This is a genomic window from Rathayibacter sp. AY1C4 (genome assembly GCF_002932195.1).
GTDB lineage: Bacteria > Actinomycetota > Actinomycetes > Actinomycetales > Microbacteriaceae > Rathayibacter.
Genome location: NZ_PSWE01000013.1, coordinates 64,238 through 82,282, shown reverse-complemented (window position 1 = coordinate 82,282; position 18,045 = coordinate 64,238). Strand labels below are relative to the sequence as shown.

The following is an 18,045-nucleotide window of genomic DNA, read 5'->3' as shown; positions in this document are numbered from 1 at the left end:
TTCGTCGGAATAGTGACGAGGACTCGATTGCCGGGAAGCGCACTCCGGCCTCTCCGCTCACCGAGGAGACGACGGTCACCGGCGTCCGTTCCCGGCGCTCATCGCCGCACGGTAGAGCGCGGGCGCCGCGGCGGCGAGCCCGAAGAGGACGGAGCGCTTCAGGTCGCGCCGGCGCACGAGCGCGACCAGGTGCCGGAGCCCCGCCTCGTCGTGCGCGGCCCGCCAGAGCCGGTCGGCCTCCTCGGGGCTGTGCGCGCCCGAGGTGGCGTCCTTGAAGCGGGAGAGCAGGGAGAAGCGCGCGCGGTAGTAGGAGTAGTCCTGCGAGTCGAGGAGGCGCGGGTCGAGCCCGCGGGCCGTCCGCTCGATCACAGCGGCGAGCCCGGCGAGCGAGTCGGCGCGCTTCGCGCCCGAGCGGATGATCGAGCCGGAGCGGAGGCGGTACTCGTAGACGGAGTCGGGGACGACGACGACCTCGTCGGCCGCGGCGAGCAGCTGCGCGACCTGCGCCTGGTCCGAGTGCTGGCGGATCCGCGTGAAGTCGATGCCGTCGAAGAGCTCGCGGCGGAACAGCTTGTTCCAGAGGTGCCCGGTCAGCTCCCCGACCAGGAGCGCGGTGAAGGCGCCCCGGCCCGAGAGCGCGAGCGGGCCGCGCAGGGAGCCGACGGGCGTGGATCCGGTGGCGTCGACCGTGACCGCCTGGGCGACCACCACGTCGGCGCGGCCCGCCTCCCCCGCCGCGAGCATGGCCTCGACCGCGGTCTCCGGCCACTCGTCGTCGGCGTCGACCAGCCAGACCCACTCGCCGGCGGCCTCGCCGACGGCGCGCTCGCGAGCGGCGGCGACGCCCTGGTTCTCGTCCTGGCGCAGGTAGCGGATCCGCTCGTGCTCCTCGGCGAACGCGCGGCCGATCGCCTCGGTCCCGTCGGTCGAGGCGTCGTCGACCACGAGGATCTCGAGCTCGGCGTGGGTCTGCCGCAGCAGGCGCTCCAGGGCGGAGGCGAGGTGCGCCTCCTCCTGGTGCGCCGGGACCACCACCGAGACGAGGGTCACTTCTGCCCCACGACCCGGCGGAGCACCGTCTCGAGGTCGCGGCCGCTGGACTCCAGCGAGAAGCGGTCGAGCCAGCGGTCGATGCCGGTGATCTCGAGCTCGCTCGCGCGGATCAGCGCGTCGGCGAGGTCGGAGGCGGAGGGGGTGAGCGCGAGCTCGCCGGTCAGGCCGGGGACGATCGCGTCCGCGACTCCGAGCGCCCCGGACACGGCGACCGAGGGGACGCCGGCGGCGGCCGCCTCGACCAGCACGTTGCCGAAGCCCTCGCGCAGCGACGGGAGCAGCACGACGGCGTTCTCGTCGAAGTGGTGGAACCAGTCCTCGACCCAGCCCATGTCCTGGAAGTCCACGCCGCGCGCGGTCGCCTCCGCCTTCATGCTGCCGAGCAGCGGGCCGCCGCCGAAGGAGACGACCTTCGCGGGGATGCCGCGGCGCTCCAGCTCCTCGGCCGCGAGGATCGCGAGCTCGGGGCGCTTCTGGACGACGAGGCGGCAGGGCAGCACGATCTGCAGGCCCGCCGCGGTGCCGGGGGTGCGCGAGACCTGGCGGGAGCGGTCGACCTTGGCGGTCGCCGGGTTCGGCACGACGGTGCAGCGCTCGCCCGAGACGCCGAAGCCGGCGACGAGCTCGCCTGCGACGGGGTGCGAGATCGCAATGACGTGGTCGGCGCGGCGGTAGAGCGTCTTGGCGAGCCCGAGCTGCACCTTCTGGGTCCTCGAGAAGCCCGGGATGCCGAGCGAGACGAGGTTGCGCTCGCTCACGATGGTCTTCGGGCGGTCCGCCTTCGCGGTCATCTCCGCCGAGGCCAGGAGCACGATGTTCGGGTAGCCCTGCAGGGCGACCGCGACATCGGGGGTGCGGCGGCGGAACAGCTCCTTGAGCATCCGCGCCTTGCCGACGTGGCCCTTGCCCTCGCCGATGCGGTGCAGCACCGCGCCCTCGGGGAGGTACTCGTCGGTGCCCTTCACCGACGTGGTGACGACGTCGACGTGGTGGCCCTGCTCGAGGAGCCAGCCCATCCAGGTGCGGGCGACGAACTCGGCCCCGCCGCCGTGCAGCGACGTGACGACGAACATGATCCGCATGCGCGGTCCCTTCTCCTGCGCCGCGCTCATCGCACGACCTCCGCGCCGAGGCCGCGGGTGTTGAGCGCCGAGAGGCGGCGCACCTCGGGCATGGCCGAGTCGATGGTGGCGCGCACGCCGCCGTCGCCCGGCTCCGCGAGGATGCGGTCGATCACCGGGAGGACGCGGTCGGCGAAGCCGGGGACCGGCTCGACGCACAGCTGCGGCAGGCCGATGAGGCGCATGATGCCCTCGACCTTGCCCTGGGTGGCGAGGGTGATCGCGGGGACGCCGAGCGAGAGCGACATGATCGCGAGGTGCATCCGCCCGGTGACGGTCAGCAGGGCGTCCTCGGCGAGGCCGCGGATCTCGGCGGGCATGAGCACGCGGTCGACGACGGTGACGCCCTCGGTTCCCACGCGCTCGGCGACCGCGCGGACGGCCACCTTGTCGTCGCCGATGGGGCGGGAGACGTGCGGGAGGAGCACGACGTGAACGCCGGCCGCGCGCAGGCGGTCGACGATGCGCTCGTACTCCGGCACCTGGTCGACCATGCCGGCGACGAGGGCGCTCGCGTTCACGAGCGCGAAGGGGACGCCCTCGGGCAGTCCCAGCCCCTCGCGGAAGCTGCGGTCGCGGGTGCGCGCCGAGAAGACGATGTCGGTGACCTCCTCGACGCGCTGCACGCCGATGCTCCGGGCGCGCTCCGCCGAGAGCGGGTCGCGGAGCATCGGGACGACGCCGGCGCGGGAGGCGGCGATCAGGGAGCGGCGGGCGGCGAGGCGGGCCGCCGCGTTCCAGGAGAAGCCGAGGACGCGCGTGGGCACCCCTGCCTCGGCGGCGGCCTGCGCGAGCAGGGAGCGGCGGACCGAGCCGCGGAGGCTGTACTTGCCGTCCATCATGTCGGCGCCGACGACCGAGACCGAGCGCGCGCGGCGGATCAGCGCGGCGTAGGCGCGGAGATCGGCGGCGTGCGCGTCGCCCACTCCGTAGACCAGGTGCGGGAGCGGGACGACCTCGACCCGGTCGGCCTGCTCCTCGGGGATCACGACGTCGCCGGCGTAGCGCTGGACGACCACGACGGGGCCGGTGGTGTTCTCGAGGAACGCCTCCAGCATGGCCTGGTCGCCGATGTTGCCGCTGCCGGGAGCGGCGATCACGAGGTGAGACTCGGGCTCGGGTCGGAGGTCCGCGAGGGCGGCGCGGAGCACCGCCGCGTCGCGTCGGGCGGGCAGGCGGGTCGTCGTGACGAAGTCCTTCTTCCAGGACTTGACGACGCCGAGCTTGAGTTTCATCGATCTCTTTCGGTGGGAGGAACGGCGGCGGGAGGCCGCTCGGAGTCGGGGATGCCGGCCGTGACGGCTCCGTCGACCAGCGCGCTGTCGCCGGTGGGGCTGATGGCGTCGACCGTGGCCGGGGCCGGAGCGGCGGCCGGGCGGCTGCGGCGGAAGTGGCGGCGCAGGTCGGCGAGGCTGAGGATCTGGCGGCGGAACGCGGGGAGGATCAGCATCCAGAGCCCGACCCCGACCAGGACGGCGGCGCCGCCCAGGAGGAGGCGGAGGACGGGCTGGTCGGCGGCGATCCAGACGGTGGAGAAGTAGGCGCCCACCGTGATCGATCCGAACGTGATGCCGCTGCGGAGGCCGTTGGTGAACATCTCGCGGACGGGGGCATCGGAGGTGCGGCCGATCCAGATCAGCGCGGTCGGCCAGGTGAGGGCGAGCGAGCCGGCGTACGCGACCGCGACGCCCGTCACTCCCCAGTTGGAGCCGAGCAGGATCAGGACGACCATCAGCGGGCGGGTCGCCAGGCTGTACCAGACGCTCTGGCGCACGAGACCCTTGGCGAGGAACACCCAGTTGGAGCAGTACGCCGTGGCCTGGAAGAACCCGGCCACGAGCAGGATCTGGAAGATCGGGACCGAGGCGAGCCAGCGCTCCCCCACCAGGATCCGGATGACCGAGTCGGACTGGGAGCCGAGGACGGCGAGCACGAGGCCCATCGCCGTCAGCATCGCCGACTGGCCGAAGAGGATGAACGTGCGGAACCGCTCGCGCTCGTCCTGCAGCTTGGACAGCACGGGCAGTGCCACGCGCTGCACCGGAGAGTTCAACTGCTGCAGCGGCAGCATCATCAGCTGGAACGCGCGGTTGTAGAGGCCGAGGTCGACCGGGCCGAAGCGCGCGCCGATGATGACGGAGTCGACGTTCTTGCTCACGTAGGTCAGCGCCTGGGTCGCGAAGACCCCGCCTCCGTAGCGGAGGAAGTGGCCCATCGCCTCGCCGCGGCGGTAGCGGCCGGGACGCCAGCCCGTGATGAAGACCAGCATCAGCACGCTGATGAGCGGCTGCACGATCTGGCTCCCGGCCAGCGCCCAGTAGCCGGCGCCGCCGAGCGCCATCAGCACGCCGACCACGAGGCCCAGCACCTGGGCGACGATGTCGACCAGGGTGATCTTCACGAAGCGGAGGTGACGGGCGAGGTCGGCGCGGAACTGCGTCGAGATTCCGTTGAGGAGGAACGTCGAGGAGAGCACGACGGTCAGCAGCTGGAGCCGGTCGTCGCCGTAGAGGGCGGCGATCGGCCAGGAGGCCGCGATGACCACCAGGGTGAGGGTGAGGCCGATGCCCGAGTTCATCCAGAACAGGTTGCTCTTCTGGCCCGGCGTGATCTCCTTCGCCTGGATGGCGGCGGAGGAGAGGCCGAAGTCGCGGAAGATCTCGCCGATGCCGATGATCGCCGTGACCATCGCGAGCAGGCCGTAGTCGGCCGGCGAGAGCAGGCGCGCGAGGATGACGATGCCGCCCAGCTGGACGGCGATGCGGATCGCCTGCCCGCCGATGGTGACGGCGGCGCCGCGGCTCGCCGAGCGGCTGAGGCTCGGTGACGGCTTCTGCGTGGTCCCGGTCATCGGGTCGAGCCCTTCTTGGTGGCGATCGCGCCCTCGTAGGCCTTCTTGAGCTGGAGTCCGAGCACGTCCCAGTCCCGTCCGGAGAGGGCGGGGAGCCCCTCCGGCGGCCGGGTGCGCGTGCGCTCGAGAGCGGCGGTGATCAGCTCGGGGGTGAGCTCGCCGTCGTACTCGATCACCCAGTCGCTGCCGACCTCCTCGGCCAGGGCCGTGTTGGTGGGCGTGCGAGGCACCAGGATCGGCCGGCCGAGCGACAGGGCGACCAGGATCGAGCCGGAGTTGTGCATCTCGCGGTAGGGAAGGACGATCAGCTCGGCCCGGCCGATCTCGTCGACCATCTCGGCGTCGTCGACCCGGCGGAGCGTGGTGCGCACCCGGGTGTCGCGGGCGGCCCGCTCCTCGACCAGCTCGCGCTGGCCCGTGCTGGGGCTGCCGACCACGTGCAGGGAGAGGGAGTCGTCCTCCACGCCGCGGAACACGTCCATCAGCTCGACGACGCCCTTGTACGGGCGGATGATGCCGAAGTAGAGGACGCGGCCGTGCTCGCGCTCGGGCAGCGGGTGCTGCGCGAACTGGTCGCGGTAGTGGCCGTGCAGCACGGTGACGGCGGGCGCCCGGCCGGGAGCGACGGTCGTCGGGTTCAGGCGGACGAACAGGTCGGTCGCGCGGTCGACCCGGGCCAGCGAGCGGCGCTCGGCGGCGGGACCGAGCTCGTGCGGGTGCAGGTTGTGCACCGTCCGCACGAGCGGGATGCGCTGGAGCGCGAGGCGCACCAGCAGCACGTCGAGGGCGCGGCGGCGCAGGAAGCGGTGCAGCGGGCTGCGGCCGCGGATCATCAGCTCGGGCCAGTGCACGTGCAGCACGTCGTAGTCGGCGAGCAGGGCGCTGCGCCAGGAGAAGAACAGCAGCTCGACGCCGGGCGCCAGGCCGTCGACGATCGAGTCGACGTACTGCGTGGTCGAGTCCGGCGGCGCGAGCGACTGCTGGACGACGAGCGCGGCCGGCGACGAGTCGTTCCTGCGGGCGAGGCGGCTCATCGCTCGCCCCGCATCCCGACGGCCATCGGCGCGTCGAAGATCCTCGCCCCGAGGGGCTGGCGCATCCGGATGCCCTTGGAGAAGTCGGGGACGTGCACCGGGTTCAGGCAGATGATGACGAGGAAGCCCAGGAGCAGGTGGCTGGGGCGGACCGCGTCGATGGCGTTGTAGCCGGCGAGGCAGACCATGAAGCCGAGCAGGCCGGCCGCGGGGCCGACGTCGCGACGGCTGAGCGTGGCGCCGAACATCGCGGCCACCATGATCACGAAGAGCAGCAGGCCGGGGATGCCGACGCTGATCAGCAGCTGCAGGAACGAGTTCTCGATGACGACGTCCGAGAACCGCCTGCCGCTGATGCCGGACGTCGCCGCTCCGGAGCCGAGCCAGTGCGTGAGCTCGGCCGCCTTCAGCGACACGGTCACCGCGAGGTCGCGGGCGCCGGCCGAGATGGAGGCGTCGAGGTTGTTGTTGCGGGCGGTGACGGGCTCGAAGTTCAGGACTCCGACACCCGCGACGAGCCCGGCGATCAGGATCGAGCCGGGCCGGAGCAGCGAGCGGTTCGGGTTGAGGAAGCCCACGGCGACGAGCGCGACGATGACTGCGACGGCGATGGCCGCCATCGGTCCGCGCGAGACGGTCGCGACGACGCCGCCCGAGGCCAGGATGCCCAGCAGCAGGTCCGACTTGCGGGAGCCCTGGAGCCAGGAGCCGAACGCGAGACCGGCGCCCACCGTGAGGAAGGTGCCGGCGAGCAGCGGGTGGCCGAAGGTGATCTCGGCGCGGTAGAGCGACCAGTGCTGGTCCTGCTCGTAGCCGAGGGCGCCGTAGACGGCACCGAGGATCGGGGAGCTCTGCGCGACCAGCTCGAGGGCGGCGTAGAGGGCGAGCAGCCCCGAGAGGATCACCCACGTCTTGCGCAGCAGCACGGCCTCGCGCTGGGCGTCGAAGACGAGCATCGGCACGCCCACGCAGATCGCGAAGCTGAACATCCACGAGACGCCCTCGGTCGCGTAGGAGCTGCGCACCGTCGCCACGGCGGACCAGAGCATGAGGGCGATGAACGCGAGGATCACCACGGCCCGCCACGGGGAGAGCACGAGCTCGCGGGTCCACGCCTTGACGGGGGCGCGCCACAGCTCGGGAGCGAGCCCGCGCCGGATCGCCCAGATCACGAGGATGACGGCCCAGAGCGTCATGCGGAACGTCAGGGTCGAGGGGGTGAGCGGCGTCGGGACGAGCGCGAAGAACGCGAGCGCCATCGCCGGCAGCCAGTGCGCGGGGACCCGCAGCAGCACGTAGGCGCCGACGATGCCGCCGACTCCGGCGGCGATCACCAGGAGGCCGGTGGCCGGCTCCCGGGTCGAGAAGATGTACCCCATCCCGAGGACGATCACCAGGGCGACCGAGAAGAGCGCGCCGACGAGGAGTCGTCGCGGGAGGATGTCGATCACGTCAGGGAGTCCTTCTGGCGTCGGAGCGGAGTGGTGGAGGAGGGGGCGGGCGGTGCGGCGCTCACGGGAGTGGTCCCGTCGGCCTCGATGAGGATCGCGATGCCCTCGCGAGCCGCCTCTCGGCGGCTGGGACGCCTGCGATGCCGTGCCCTCCTCCTCCACTGCTCGACCCTGGCGCCGACCCCCGGGGAGGAGGGGTCGCGTCGGTCCTGCCGCGGATCAGGCGGGGCCCTCCTGAAGCCAGCGGCGGAAGGTCGCGACCGAGTCCTTGTTGGTGAACTCCGGTACGACGTGACCATTATCGAATTCGGCGCCGCTGTGGTACGCGATCGTCGCCTCCCTGGCGACGGGGAGCGCCAGGCGACGCAGGCGTCCGCCGTGGAGCTCGGCGGGAGCGAGCTGGTCGGCCGTGCCGGCGCTGACGCGCAGACGCATGCCCTTCCACGCGTCCTGCGGCAGCCGGGCGGGGTTGGTCGCGCGCATCAGCGCCCGGTCTCCCCCGTACACGGCGAGAACGCGGTTCGACGGACTGGTATCGCGCGCCGCGAGGTCCTCGACGTCGAAGACGCTGCTGGCGTGGTACGCCCCGTAGATGTTCGGCACCATCTTCTTCGCGTAGGCCCAGCACATCATCGCTCCGCCGCCGGAGTTCGAGCGGAGGAAGCTCGCGCGGACGTCCCAGAGGTTCTGCACCCAGGCCGTGGCGGCCGTCTGCACGGCGAGCGCCGTGGGGTTGGTGTAGTTGCTCGGGCCGCCGAAGTTCGGGCAGATGCTGACGAAGCCCAGATCGACGAGTGGATCGGCCGAGTACCTGTAGGCGAAGTAGAGCGACGTGTAGTCGCTGCCGCTGGCGTGGTAGAACCAGGCGACCGGCACCGAGGAGCCTGATTTCGGCTTCGCCGAGTGCGGGACGAAGAGGCGGGTGGAGTCGCTGCCGATCTTCACATCGATGATCTCGTAAGGCTTCCTGCCGTTCTTCGAGAACGCGGTGTCGAGGCGCGAGACCTCGCCCGGAAGCTTCGGGATCACGCTGTAGTTCGGCGCGGCGAGCGCCGGGGTCGCTACGAGAGCGGAGGCGGTCGCGGCGGCTCCGACAGCGGAGGCGGCGAGCAGGAGGCGGCGCGAGAGGCCGCGCGGGGTGTCAGTCATATCGAGAATCCTTCGGAGCTTTCGCCATCAGTGTCGAGTCGGCCGACCATTCCGAATTCGACGCACATGAAGTGACGTCCGGCCCCCCAACCCATTCGAGAGTGTACGGGCCGCGGATGACGCGTGGATGTCGTTCTCATCACGTCTGGTCGCTCGGGCGGGGATCAGCGGGAGGAGGGGAAGAGTCGGCGGGAGAGGCTCGAGGACTTCTCGGCCGTCTCGTGCACCACGAAGGGCACGGCGGAATCGGCGGAGACGACCCGCCTCGCCGCGGCGAGTTCGAGCGTCTCGCGGGAGAGGCCCTCGATGTCGACGGTGACCGCGAGGCCGGAGTCGGCCAGGCGCGTGGCGATCTGCACCTGGTGGTCGTCGACGTGCTCGCCGAACGAGGCGCGGCGCGGGACCAGGATCGGCACCCGGCCCTGCTCGATGGCGCTGAGCGCGGTGCCCACTCCCCCGTGCGCGATGACGACGTCGGCCGCCTTCATCGCGGCGTTGAGCTCGTCGTGCGGCACGGAGTGGCGGCCGTCGATCCCGAGCCCGGAGACGTCGTTCGCTCCGGTCTGCCAGAGCACCTCCACGCCCTCGAGCAGCGGCGCGAGCGCGGCGAAGAAGCGGGGGAACGGGTAGCCGTCCTGCGTGCCGACCGAGACCACGGCGCGGCGGATCGGCTGCGGGACGACGTCCTCGACGCGGTAGGTGTCGAAGATCGAGCCGCCGAAGCTCCAGCGGTCGTCGGCCCAGGAGCGGTACTGGGTGTAGGTCGAGACGGCGGGGACCCGGGCGAGGATCCGACCGGTCATCGACGGGCCGAGCACGCGGGCGGCGCTCTCGATGTAGTGCGCGGGGATGCCGCGCGAGGCCGCGAGCGGCAGGAAGGAGAGGGCGGGGCTGGCGCCGGTGCTGAAGACGGCGTCGAAGGACCCGCGGGCCAGCAGGGAGCGGCCGATCATCGCGTTGCGGAGCACCGGCACCACGGCGCGGGGCGGCGGATCGGCGAGGTGGGTCACGCGCCGGTCGGCGAGGAGGGTGCGGCTGAGGGCGCTGTCGACGGTCGCCCAGTGCTGCTCCTCCGGGTCGACTCCGAGGAGCCCCGAGAGCGCGAACATCTCCTTGAGATGCCCGCCGCCGGAGCAGACGAAGAGATACGAAGCCATACGCGCCTTCACTGGTGATGATCGAGATAACAGGCGTGTGGATGATCGATCGTCCGCCGAGAACGACCCCCCGGTCCCTGGTGCAGAAGTCGCCCGATCATAGCAGGGAGGGTCTCCGAGGGGCACTTCTCTGAGAGAACTGTTCACCTCGCCGGAAAGCGATAGGGGCTCATTCGACAGGCGATATCCGCTCACTTCTCCGTAGGGTGGAAAGCGATATCCGCTCGATTCGGGGATGGCCGGGAACGTCGCTCGGCACCCCGATAGCGGACCGGCCGATTCCCGTCGATCACCTGCACCGCACGGGCCGCGCGCGTAGCGTCGGACCACCGGCGCAGAGGCCGGTCGACCCAGGAGGAGCGCCATGAGCGACAACGAGCAGAACAGCCCCGTGATGGACGGAGCCGAGGACGCCAGCAACGACGAGAAGCTCGGCGGCCTGATCGACCAGGTCGAGCACGACCACGGAGCCGAGGGCGCCGGCGCGATGGCCGACGCGCTCCGCGACCGCGCCGACGAGACCGACACCGAGATCACCGAGGAGTCGGACGCGTCCGGCCCGGTCGAGGACAGCGGCACCGCCCAGGTCTGAGCGACGGGGCCCGGAGGACGACTCCGGGCCCCGCTCCCTGATCGCTGGGGAGAGCGGTGGGCCCTCCGGATCGCTCGTCAGAGCGGCCCGGCGAGCGCCGCCCGATGTGCACCGGAGCGGCCCGGTGAGCGCCGCCCCACCCCCAAAGCCCTGTTTGACGGTGCGGGAGCCGCCGGTCACCATGGCCGCATGTCCTCTCTCGACGAGCTGCGCGCCACCGCGCATCCGATCCGCCTCCGCCTGCTGTCCCTGGTGACGGGAGCGGCGATGAGCGCCGCGGAGGCCGCCCGCGAGCTGCAGCTGTCGCAGGCGACGGCGAGCTACCACTTCCGCGTGCTGGAGCGCGCCGGGCTCGTGGCCGTCGTCGAGACCGTGCGCCTGCGGGGCGGCGAGGCGAAGAGGTACCGGCACGAGGCCTCCGGAAGGCCCTTCGACGTGACCGCGTCAGTGGACGCCGGGCCGGAGGAGGAGCGGGACCTGCACCTCGAGGCCCTGATCGAGGAGCTCCGGCGGCGCTCGTCGAGCCGGGCGGACGGTCCTCAGCTCTCGACGGACGCGGAGCTCTGGGTCGACCCCGAGGTCTGGCGGCGGGTGGTGCGGCACGTCGGGGAGGCGTCCGCGCTGCTGCACGCGGCGGCCCGGCCGCCGAGGACGCCCGGTACCTCGCCGGTGTCGATGACGACCGCCGTGTTCCCGCTCCGCCGGCCGTGACCCGCGACGGGCGCGGGCCGCTGGCGCACGGTCCTCTCGCGCACGGCCCCTTCCGCTGGCTCCTCGCCGCCCGCACGACCGGGGTCCTCGGCAACGCCGTCGCTCCGATCGCCCTGGCCTTCGCCGTGCTGGACCTGACGGGCTCGCCGACGGACCTCGGACTCGTCGTCGCCGCGCGCTCCCTCGCCAACGTCGCCGTCCTGCTGCTCGGCGGCGTCCTCGCCGACCGGCTCCCCCGCTCCGTGATCCTCGTCGGCACCTCGCTCGCGGCGGCGGCCACTCAGGCCGCGGTCGCCGTGACGGTGATCACGGGGACAGCGACCGTCGCGGCCCTGGTCGTGCTCAGCGTGCTCAACGGCGCCGTCGCGGCGATGAGCCTGCCCGCCGCGGCCGCCCTCGTCCCCGAGACGGTGCCGGTCGGCGAGCTCCGCCCGGCCAACGCCCTGCTCCGCCTGGGCCTGAACGCCGGGAGCATCGTCGGCGCCTCGGGCGGGGCCGCGCTCGTCGCACTGGTGGGTCCCGGGTGGGGGCTGGCGGTCGACGCCGCGGGCTTCGCCCTGGCCGCGGTCCTCTACTCCCATATGCGGCTGCCGCGGACGGTCCGCTCGGGCCCGGGCGCCTCCGTCCTCGCCGACCTCCGCGAGGGGTGGCGGGAGTTCACGAGCCGGCGCTGGGTGTGGATCGTCGTGGCGCAGTTCACCGCCGTCAACGCCGCGTTCGTCGGCGCGACCACGGTCCTCGGCCCGGTCGTCGCCGACCGGTCCTTCGGCCGAGCGGCATGGGGACTCGTGATCGCCGCGCAGACCGTCGGCCTGGTGATCGGGGCCGTGATCGCGCTGCGCTGGCGGCCCCGCCGGGCGCTCGGGGCGGGCGTCGCCCTCATGGCGGTGACGGCCGTCCCGGTCGCCGCCCTCGGGATCCTCCCGGCGCTCCCCGCCCTCCTCCTCGCCTTCGCCCTCGGCGGAGTCGCGCTCGAGATCTTCGCCATCGCCTGGGACCAGACGCTGCAGACCCACGTCCCCCGCGAGGCGCTCGCCCGGGTCTACTCCTACGACATGGTCGGCTCCTTCCTCGCCGTGCCGCTCGGGGAGGCGCTCGTGGGCCCGCTCGCCGACCTCGTCGGGCTCGACCGCACCCTGCTCGGCTGCGCCGCGGTCGTCCTCGTCGCCTCGCTCCTCGCGGCCTCCAGCAGGAGCGTCCGCGGGGTGGGCACGGACCGTCCGCGGCCGCAGACGCTCTAGCGCGTCACGGGAGGCGCGGGTGCGCAGGAAGGGGCGCACCACCCGGAGCCCGGGGGGAAGCAGCTCCAGGACGCCGTCCCAGGTGGCGGGGATGTCGGGGAAGCCGTGCACGAGCACGAGCGGAGTGCCGTCCACCGGTCCCTCGTCGAGGTAGTGGACGTCGGTGAAGCGCGTGGACAGGACACGCGCACCCGTCCCCTCCTGCTCCGGCCCGTCCGAACGGGAGTGCCGCGACCCGCTCACGGGCGGTAGAGGGAGTCGACGGAGACCTCGCGGCTCGAGCCGTCCCGGGTGGTGATCGTGACCGTGCCGGCGGGCCCGGCGGCGAGACCGTCGGACGAGGGCCACCAGGCGGTCCAGGAGCCGCCCTCGAGGGTCGCGACGACCGGCTCGACGCCGGCCTCGTTCAGCACCACCGATTCCACGTCCGCGCCCGCGAAGCCGACCGCGTAGATCAGAGCGGCGTCCCCCTCTCCGAAGGTGCCGGCCGAGCTGAGCTGGACGGCGTCCGCGGCGAGGGGGCCGATCGGTGCGGCGTCCGCCACCTCCCACATCCCCGCGCCGTTCCCGGCGCTGAGGCAGTAGTAGAGGGAGTCGTCGAAGCGGTAGATCATCGAGGCGGCGTCGCCGCGCGCGTCGAGGTGCGAGACCTCCGCCGGCCCGGCCTCGCCGTTGGGGCTCTGCAGGTTCGTCGCGCACCACTGCGTCGCCGACTGCCCGAGCTCGGAGCTCGGCAGGATGCGCTCGGGGATCGCGGTCCAGGAGGCGAGCACCGCGCGGTTCAGCCCGACGGAGCCGGTGCCGGGGATGAGACCCGGGACCACGACGACCACCGCGGCTGCGGCTGCGGCGGCCAGGAGCACGGTCGCCGCGCCGGCGACGGCCCAGTCGCGGGGGCGGAAGAAACGGGGAGCGGCCGCGTCCTCGCTGACCAGGATCTCGCCGAGGAGCGCGTCCCGACGTGCGGCCTCGGCAGCGGTGAGGGAGGTGCGGGGCTCGGCGTCGTGCGCGCGGAGCAGGTCGAGGAGCTGGTCGGTCATGAGAGGGTCCGTTCTGCCGTGCCGGAGAGGATGGTGGAGTCGAGGGGGGCGAGCAGCGCCGCCAGCCGCCGCTTCGCGCGGGTGAGCCGCATCGCGTAGGCGGCCCGGGAGCAGCCGAGCACCTGCGCCGCCTCGGCCTGCGGGAGGTCCTCCCACACGTGGAGGGCCAGAGCCTCCTGCTCGGCGAGGGGCAGCCGCTTCCACGCGCTCTCCAGGTCGAGGCGGTCGCCGACCGACGGGTCGGCCTGCTCCTCCGCGGCGAGGGTCCCGATCCGCACGGCCAGCGCCTGCCGGCGGTTCTCGCCGCGGGCGGCGTTGAGGATCGCGTGCCGGGCGGTGCCGAACAGCCAGGGCCGCACGTTCTCCGGCAGGTCCTGCCGGCGACGCCAGGCGGCGAGGAAGGTCTCGCCGACGATGTCGTCGACCGTCGCGGCGGGAGCGCGGCGGCGGACGAAGCGGAGCAGGTCGTCGAAGTGGGCGCGGTACAGCTCGGAGAAGTCGTCTCGGGAGCGGATGCTCATGGTTCCCCTTTCGCGGAGTCACAGGTACATGTCCGGCTGCGGCGGCGATGCAACATCCGTGTCGGCGGGAGTCCCGCTGGGGCGGTGGCCGCGGCGTCCTGCGCGGCGCTCCGTGTCCGGGCAGGATCCACCGCGCGGGGGAGGTCCTGCGAGCGGCAGGCGGCGATCCGCATCGACCGCACGCCGGAGAGGAGGGGCCCTCGGCGGGTGGCGGGCTGTCGGAGGGAGCAGCGGACGCGCGGTCATCCCCGAGGCGCACCGGACGCGACTCCCGGACGACGCACCGGACTCCTCCGGCCCGGGACTCTGGCAGAACGCCGCCGAGCCTCTGCTCCCGGCGCCCGTCCCGCCCCAGGAGACCTTCGTGAACCGCGCCCTCGCTTCCGCCGCCGCCTCAGCCCTCGTCGTCGTCGACGTCGTCCAGCGCGCCGCTGACGCCCGATGACCGGCTCCGGGAAGCCGGCCGGCGATCAGGCTCCGCTCCGCCTCGCGCTCGTGCACGTCGACTTCTGGTCGGCCGTGAAGCTCTCGTTCCTGCTCGGCCTCGCGCTCGCGATACTCGGCCTCGTCGCCGTCCTGGTCGCCCATCCGCTGCTCGTGCACTCGGACCTCTTCACCCAGGCCGACACGCTCCTCGGGCAGGTCGTCGGCGATCAGATCGACCTCGACGCGATCCTCTCGCTGCCGAACGTGCTGGGCTTCGCGCTCGTCGGAGCCGTGCTGAACACCGTCGTCGCCACCGCCCTGGGCGGGGTGGGGGCGCTGCTCTTCGGATCCGCCGCCGCCCTCGCGGGCGGGCTCCCGGTCGGCCTCGCTCGGCAGTGAGGGGCTCCGCTCCGACTAGGCCGCGAGCCCTCCCTCGGGAACCGGGGACGGACGGTCGTCACCGAGGAGCGGCGCCTGCTCGGGCTCAGCGGCGACGACCATGTCGCGCCCGGACGCGGGGGTGAGGAGCTCGCGCAGCCAGAGGCGGTTCACGGCGTGCAAACGGGGATGGTCGAAGCGGTACTCCAGCACCGCGTTCGGCTGCACGAGGATCGCGTGCGAGCGCGGCTCCGACTCCTGCAGCGTCCTCCAGGTCAAGCGGAACGACTGCCCCTGCTCCATCCGCGCGCGCACCGCGATCCGCACGTGCGCGAGCGTCCGGTCCTCGAACTCGATCCGGCGCCGCCAGGCGCCGAAGATCAGCACTCCCACAGGGGCTCTCCTCATCGTGTCGGTCGAGCAGCCCGCAGAACGGCGGGGGCGGCGGGCGCGAGGCTCGCAGGGCCGGACCGCCATCGGACGGTCCGGTCGTGGGGACCGGAGTAGAGGTGGGTCCGAGGCTGGTCCCTTCCCGGAGGTGTGCGGACGGAGTGCGCTCCCGCGTCAGTCGGCGAAGATCGCGCCGACCGGCTCGCGCTTCTCGGCCTGGAAGCGGTCCTCGGCGCGGCCGAGAGCCCAGTAGGCCGAGAGCGAGAGCGCCCGGCGCTCCACGCCCCACTCGTCCTGCAGGAGGGCGCGCAGCTGCTTCATCGCGGTGCGCTCGCCGTGCGCGAAGACCTCGAGCACGCCCTCGGGCCTCCGCTCGGCCCGGACGGCCGCGACCAGCGCCCGGCCGGCCTCGAGACCGCCGCGGTGCAGCCAGCGCACCTCCACTCCGGCCGGAGCGGGAAGCGCGAGCTCGTCGGCGGCCGAGTCCACCTCGATCAGGACCAGGCCGCGCGCGTGCGCGGACATCCCCTCGAGGGCGGAGGCGATCGCCGGCAGAGCGGAGTCGTCGCCGAGCAGCAGGTGCACGGCCTCGGGGTCGGCGCTCGGCGACCAGGCGCCACCGGGCGCGGAGAGCGCGATCCGGTCGCCGGGAGCCGCGGCGAGCGCCCACGGTCCCGCCACCCCTTCGTCGCCATGCACGACGAAGTCGACGGCGATCGAGCGCCGCTCGAGGTCGACCGAGCGGACGGTGTAGGTGCGGCGCACGGGCAGCTGCTCGGGGGCGACGCTCGCCCGGAGCGCGTCGAGGTCGAAGGGCGGCTGGAGGTCGGAGCCGCGCGGCGGGAGCAGGAGCTTCACGTAGCGGTCGGTCGCGGCGAGGCGCTCGGGGTCGGACTCGGCGAGGAACGCGTCGAGCCCGTCGCCGCCGAGGTGCACGCGGACCAGGTGACCGGTGAGGCGCTCGGTCCGCAGCACGGTGAGCACGTGCTGGCTGCGGGCGCGGCGCGGGCGGTCGGGGGACGGGGCGGCGTCGGTCATCCGCCCAGCATGCCCGGTCGTGCTCGGTGCGGGCCGAGTATAGGCCGCTCGCGGGCGGGCGCCGAGGGGTCACGATCGGTCGCTTCGGGAGGCAGGAAGGAGCCGTTCGTGACGCATCGGAGCAGGCCGATGCGAGGCCGGGACGTCGCGGCGGTGCCGAGCGCGAGGCGGCGGTGCCGAGCGCGAGGCGGCGGTGCCGAGCGCGAGGCGGCGGCGCGAGCGCGCGTGCGGACGAGCGCGCGTCGAAGGGTCACGAACGGTCGCTTCGGGAGGACGGAAGGAGCCGTTCGCGACGCATCGGAGCAGGCCGGAGGCACGGACGGGGCATTGCGGCGGGGATCCGCGCGAGGCGGCGGCGCGGGCGGGCGCTGATCCGTCGCTCACGGCCTGCGGAGGAGCGCAGGACGGGCCGTCAGCGACGGATCGGAGCGGGCCGGGCGCGACTGGGCGCCGCATGCGGAGCGAGCGCGGGCCTGCCGGAGGGCGCCGGGCGTCGATCCGTCACGAACGGCCCGTGCGGGAGGACGGAACGGGCCGTCAGCGACGGATCGGAGCGGGCGGCCGGAGGCCGGGCCGACGGAGGGGAGCGGACAGCAGCGCCCGTCGGCGGGGCGGGCGGCGCCGCGGCCGGTCAGCGACGGCTGGGAGCGGGCGGCCGGAGGCCCCGGCCGACGGAGGGGAGCGGACAGCAGCGCACGTCGGCGGAGCGGGTGGCGCCCCGGCCGACGGCCCGGCCGACGGCCCGGCGGGCGGCCGGTGGCGCGAGGTGCGCTCGCGCGGGGCGCGGCGGCGGGGGCGCGCCTACTCTCGCGGGATGACTGCGACGGCTCCGCGACTCCGGCACGACCGACTGGTCGCCCCCGACGTGCTGCGCGGAGTGGCGGTGGCGGCCATGCTCGTCGCGCACGCGATGCCGCTCGTGCCGAGCGCGCGCACGGGAGTGGTCGGGTTCCTGGCGTGGAACGTCAACGATCTCGCGTCACCGCTGTTCGCGCTGGTGATGGGGATGTCGGCGGCCCTGGTGCTCGCGCGGCCCGGTGCCTCCCCCGGGCGGGTGCTGCTGCGGAACGCGATCCGCGGCGCGGTGCTCGTGGCGCTCGGCGTCTGGCTCGAGACCTGGGGCAGCTGGATCGCGATCGTGCTGCAGTACCTCGGCGTCGTGCTCGTGCTCGGCACGCCGCTGCTGCTCCTCCGCTCCCGGACGATCGCCGCGCTGGCCGCTGTGCTCGCGCTCGCCGCGGGGCCCGTGAACGCCGCGGTCGCCGCCGCCGCATCCGGCTCTCCGCTCGCCCTCTGGCTCTTCACCGGGCCGAGCTACCGCGCGACCAACCTGCTCCCCTTCTTCCTCCTCGGAGCCCTGCTACTGCGGCACGGCGCGCAGCGCGACCGGCTGCTGCCGGTGCTCGCGGCGGTCGCGGTCGTCGCGTACCCGGTGCGGCCGCTGGTCGCGCTCCTGCTCGGCGTGGAGTCGCCCTCCGGCAGCCTCCCGGACACCCTGCACGACCTCGGGCTCGTGCTCCTGGCCTACGTCGCGGTGGTGCTGCCGACAACGTCGCGCTCCACCGCTGTCCAGCGGCTGCTGGTGCCGCTCCGCGCGATCGGCACGCTGGCGCTCTCGGTCTACGTGCTGCAGGTGGCTCTCGTCGCGGCGCTCGCGCGGGCGGGCCTCGGCTACTCCGCCGACACTCCGCTCGCCGCTCTCGCCCTCGTGCTCGGGCTGTGCGCGGCCGCCGTGCTGTGGTGGCGGTTCCTCGGTGCGGGTCCCGTCGAGCGGCTGACGGCGCGGCTCACCGGGCTCGTGCCGCGCTGAGCCGCCCGGCCGCCCGGCTGGGTCCGCGGCGAGGACCTGAGCCCGCTGCGGTCCGCGGCGAGCTCGCCTGAGCTCGCGTCGG

At 73.5% G+C, this 18,045-nt stretch carries 17 protein-coding genes; 5 read left to right on the top strand and 12 right to left on the bottom strand.

Translation table 11 applies throughout. The annotated features are described in order from the left end of the window. Positions 1–75 precede the first annotated feature (75 nt). From C5C99_RS08695 to C5C99_RS08660, 8 genes are all read right to left on the bottom strand, one after another. Entirely contained in the window at positions 76–1,050 is a 975-nt protein-coding gene (locus C5C99_RS08695) for a glycosyltransferase family 2 protein (RefSeq protein WP_104339940.1), read from the bottom strand. Further along, positions 1,047–2,165, bottom strand: a complete 1,119-nt coding sequence (locus C5C99_RS08690; RefSeq protein WP_104222481.1) for a glycosyltransferase — start codon at positions 2,163–2,165, stop codon at positions 1,047–1,049. Before C5C99_RS08690 ends, C5C99_RS08695 begins: the two co-directional genes overlap by 4 nt. Further along, a complete protein-coding gene (locus C5C99_RS08685; RefSeq protein ID WP_104339939.1) occupies positions 2,162–3,409 on the bottom strand; it encodes a polysaccharide pyruvyl transferase family protein in 1,248 nt (415 codons plus the stop codon). Before C5C99_RS08685 ends, C5C99_RS08690 begins: the two co-directional genes overlap by 4 nt. Further along, complete coding sequence (locus C5C99_RS08680; protein ID WP_104288121.1) at positions 3,406–5,025, bottom strand: lipopolysaccharide biosynthesis protein; 1,620 nt, start codon at positions 5,023–5,025, stop codon at positions 3,406–3,408. Before C5C99_RS08680 ends, C5C99_RS08685 begins: the two co-directional genes overlap by 4 nt. Further along, a complete protein-coding gene (locus C5C99_RS08675; protein ID WP_104226616.1) occupies positions 5,022–6,059 on the bottom strand; it encodes a glycosyltransferase in 1,038 nt (345 codons plus the stop codon). The genes C5C99_RS08680 and C5C99_RS08675 overlap by 4 nt, the downstream gene beginning before the upstream one ends. Further along, positions 6,056–7,510 carry an O-antigen ligase gene (locus C5C99_RS08670; protein WP_104317926.1) on the bottom strand — a complete coding sequence of 485 codons (1,455 nt, stop codon included), beginning with the start codon at positions 7,508–7,510 and terminating at the stop codon, positions 6,056–6,058. The genes C5C99_RS08675 and C5C99_RS08670 overlap by 4 nt, the downstream gene beginning before the upstream one ends. Positions 7,511–7,729: 219 nt before the next feature. Beyond that, complete coding sequence (locus C5C99_RS08665; RefSeq protein WP_104339938.1) at positions 7,730–8,659, bottom strand: S9 family peptidase; 930 nt, start codon at positions 8,657–8,659, stop codon at positions 7,730–7,732. Positions 8,660–8,823: 164 nt separating this feature from the next. Beyond that, positions 8,824–9,816, bottom strand: coding sequence for a glycosyltransferase (locus C5C99_RS08660; RefSeq protein ID WP_104324895.1), 993 nt, complete (start codon positions 9,814–9,816; stop codon positions 8,824–8,826). A gap of 364 nt (positions 9,817–10,180) precedes the next feature. On the opposite strand from C5C99_RS08660, the gene C5C99_RS08655 reads away from it, so the two are divergent. The 3 genes from C5C99_RS08655 to C5C99_RS08645 all read left to right on the top strand — a co-directional run bounded on the left by C5C99_RS08655 (position 10,181) and on the right by C5C99_RS08645 (position 12,360). Continuing rightward, positions 10,181–10,408 (top strand): hypothetical protein, encoded by a 228-nt coding sequence (locus C5C99_RS08655; protein ID WP_104222474.1) that lies wholly within the window; start codon positions 10,181–10,183, stop codon positions 10,406–10,408. A 189-nt stretch (positions 10,409–10,597) separates the two neighbouring features. Continuing rightward, entirely contained in the window at positions 10,598–11,119 is a 522-nt protein-coding gene (locus C5C99_RS08650) for a helix-turn-helix domain-containing protein (RefSeq protein ID WP_104339936.1), read from the top strand. Continuing rightward, the gene (locus tag C5C99_RS08645; RefSeq protein WP_258063670.1) at positions 11,116–12,360 is read left to right on the top strand and encodes an MFS transporter; all 1,245 of its coding nucleotides are present in this window, start codon (positions 11,116–11,118) and stop codon (positions 12,358–12,360) included. The genes C5C99_RS08650 and C5C99_RS08645 overlap by 4 nt, the downstream gene beginning before the upstream one ends. A gap of 239 nt (positions 12,361–12,599) precedes the next feature. Here the strand turns inward: C5C99_RS08645 and C5C99_RS17110 are convergent, their stop codons facing one another. Beyond that, entirely contained in the window at positions 12,600–13,400 is an 801-nt protein-coding gene (locus tag C5C99_RS17110) for a hypothetical protein (RefSeq protein ID WP_181074568.1), read from the bottom strand. Beyond that, positions 13,397–13,921 carry an RNA polymerase sigma factor gene (locus C5C99_RS08635; protein WP_104339935.1) on the bottom strand — a complete coding sequence of 175 codons (525 nt, stop codon included), beginning with the start codon at positions 13,919–13,921 and terminating at the stop codon, positions 13,397–13,399. The genes C5C99_RS17110 and C5C99_RS08635 overlap by 4 nt, the downstream gene beginning before the upstream one ends. 441 nt (positions 13,922–14,362) lie before the next feature. Between C5C99_RS08635 and C5C99_RS08630 the strand changes: the two genes are divergently transcribed. After that, positions 14,363–14,746 carry a DUF3566 domain-containing protein gene (locus C5C99_RS08630; protein WP_104269484.1) on the top strand — a complete coding sequence of 128 codons (384 nt, stop codon included), beginning with the start codon at positions 14,363–14,365 and terminating at the stop codon, positions 14,744–14,746. A 15-nt stretch (positions 14,747–14,761) separates the two neighbouring features. Here C5C99_RS08630 and C5C99_RS08625 read toward each other — a convergent pair whose 3' ends face one another. Beyond that, positions 14,762–15,133: a hypothetical protein gene (locus C5C99_RS08625; RefSeq protein WP_146085485.1), complete on the bottom strand. Its 372-nt coding sequence runs from the start codon at positions 15,131–15,133 to the stop codon at positions 14,762–14,764. A 156-nt stretch (positions 15,134–15,289) separates the two neighbouring features. Beyond that, a complete protein-coding gene (locus tag C5C99_RS08620) occupies positions 15,290–16,153 on the bottom strand; it encodes a siderophore-interacting protein (protein WP_104339933.1) in 864 nt (287 codons plus the stop codon). An 814-nt stretch (positions 16,154–16,967) separates the two neighbouring features. Between C5C99_RS08620 and C5C99_RS08615 the strand changes: the two genes are divergently transcribed. Continuing rightward, a complete protein-coding gene (locus C5C99_RS08615) occupies positions 16,968–17,963 on the top strand; it encodes a DUF418 domain-containing protein (protein ID WP_104339932.1) in 996 nt (331 codons plus the stop codon). The last annotated feature ends 82 nt before the right edge of the window (positions 17,964–18,045 follow it).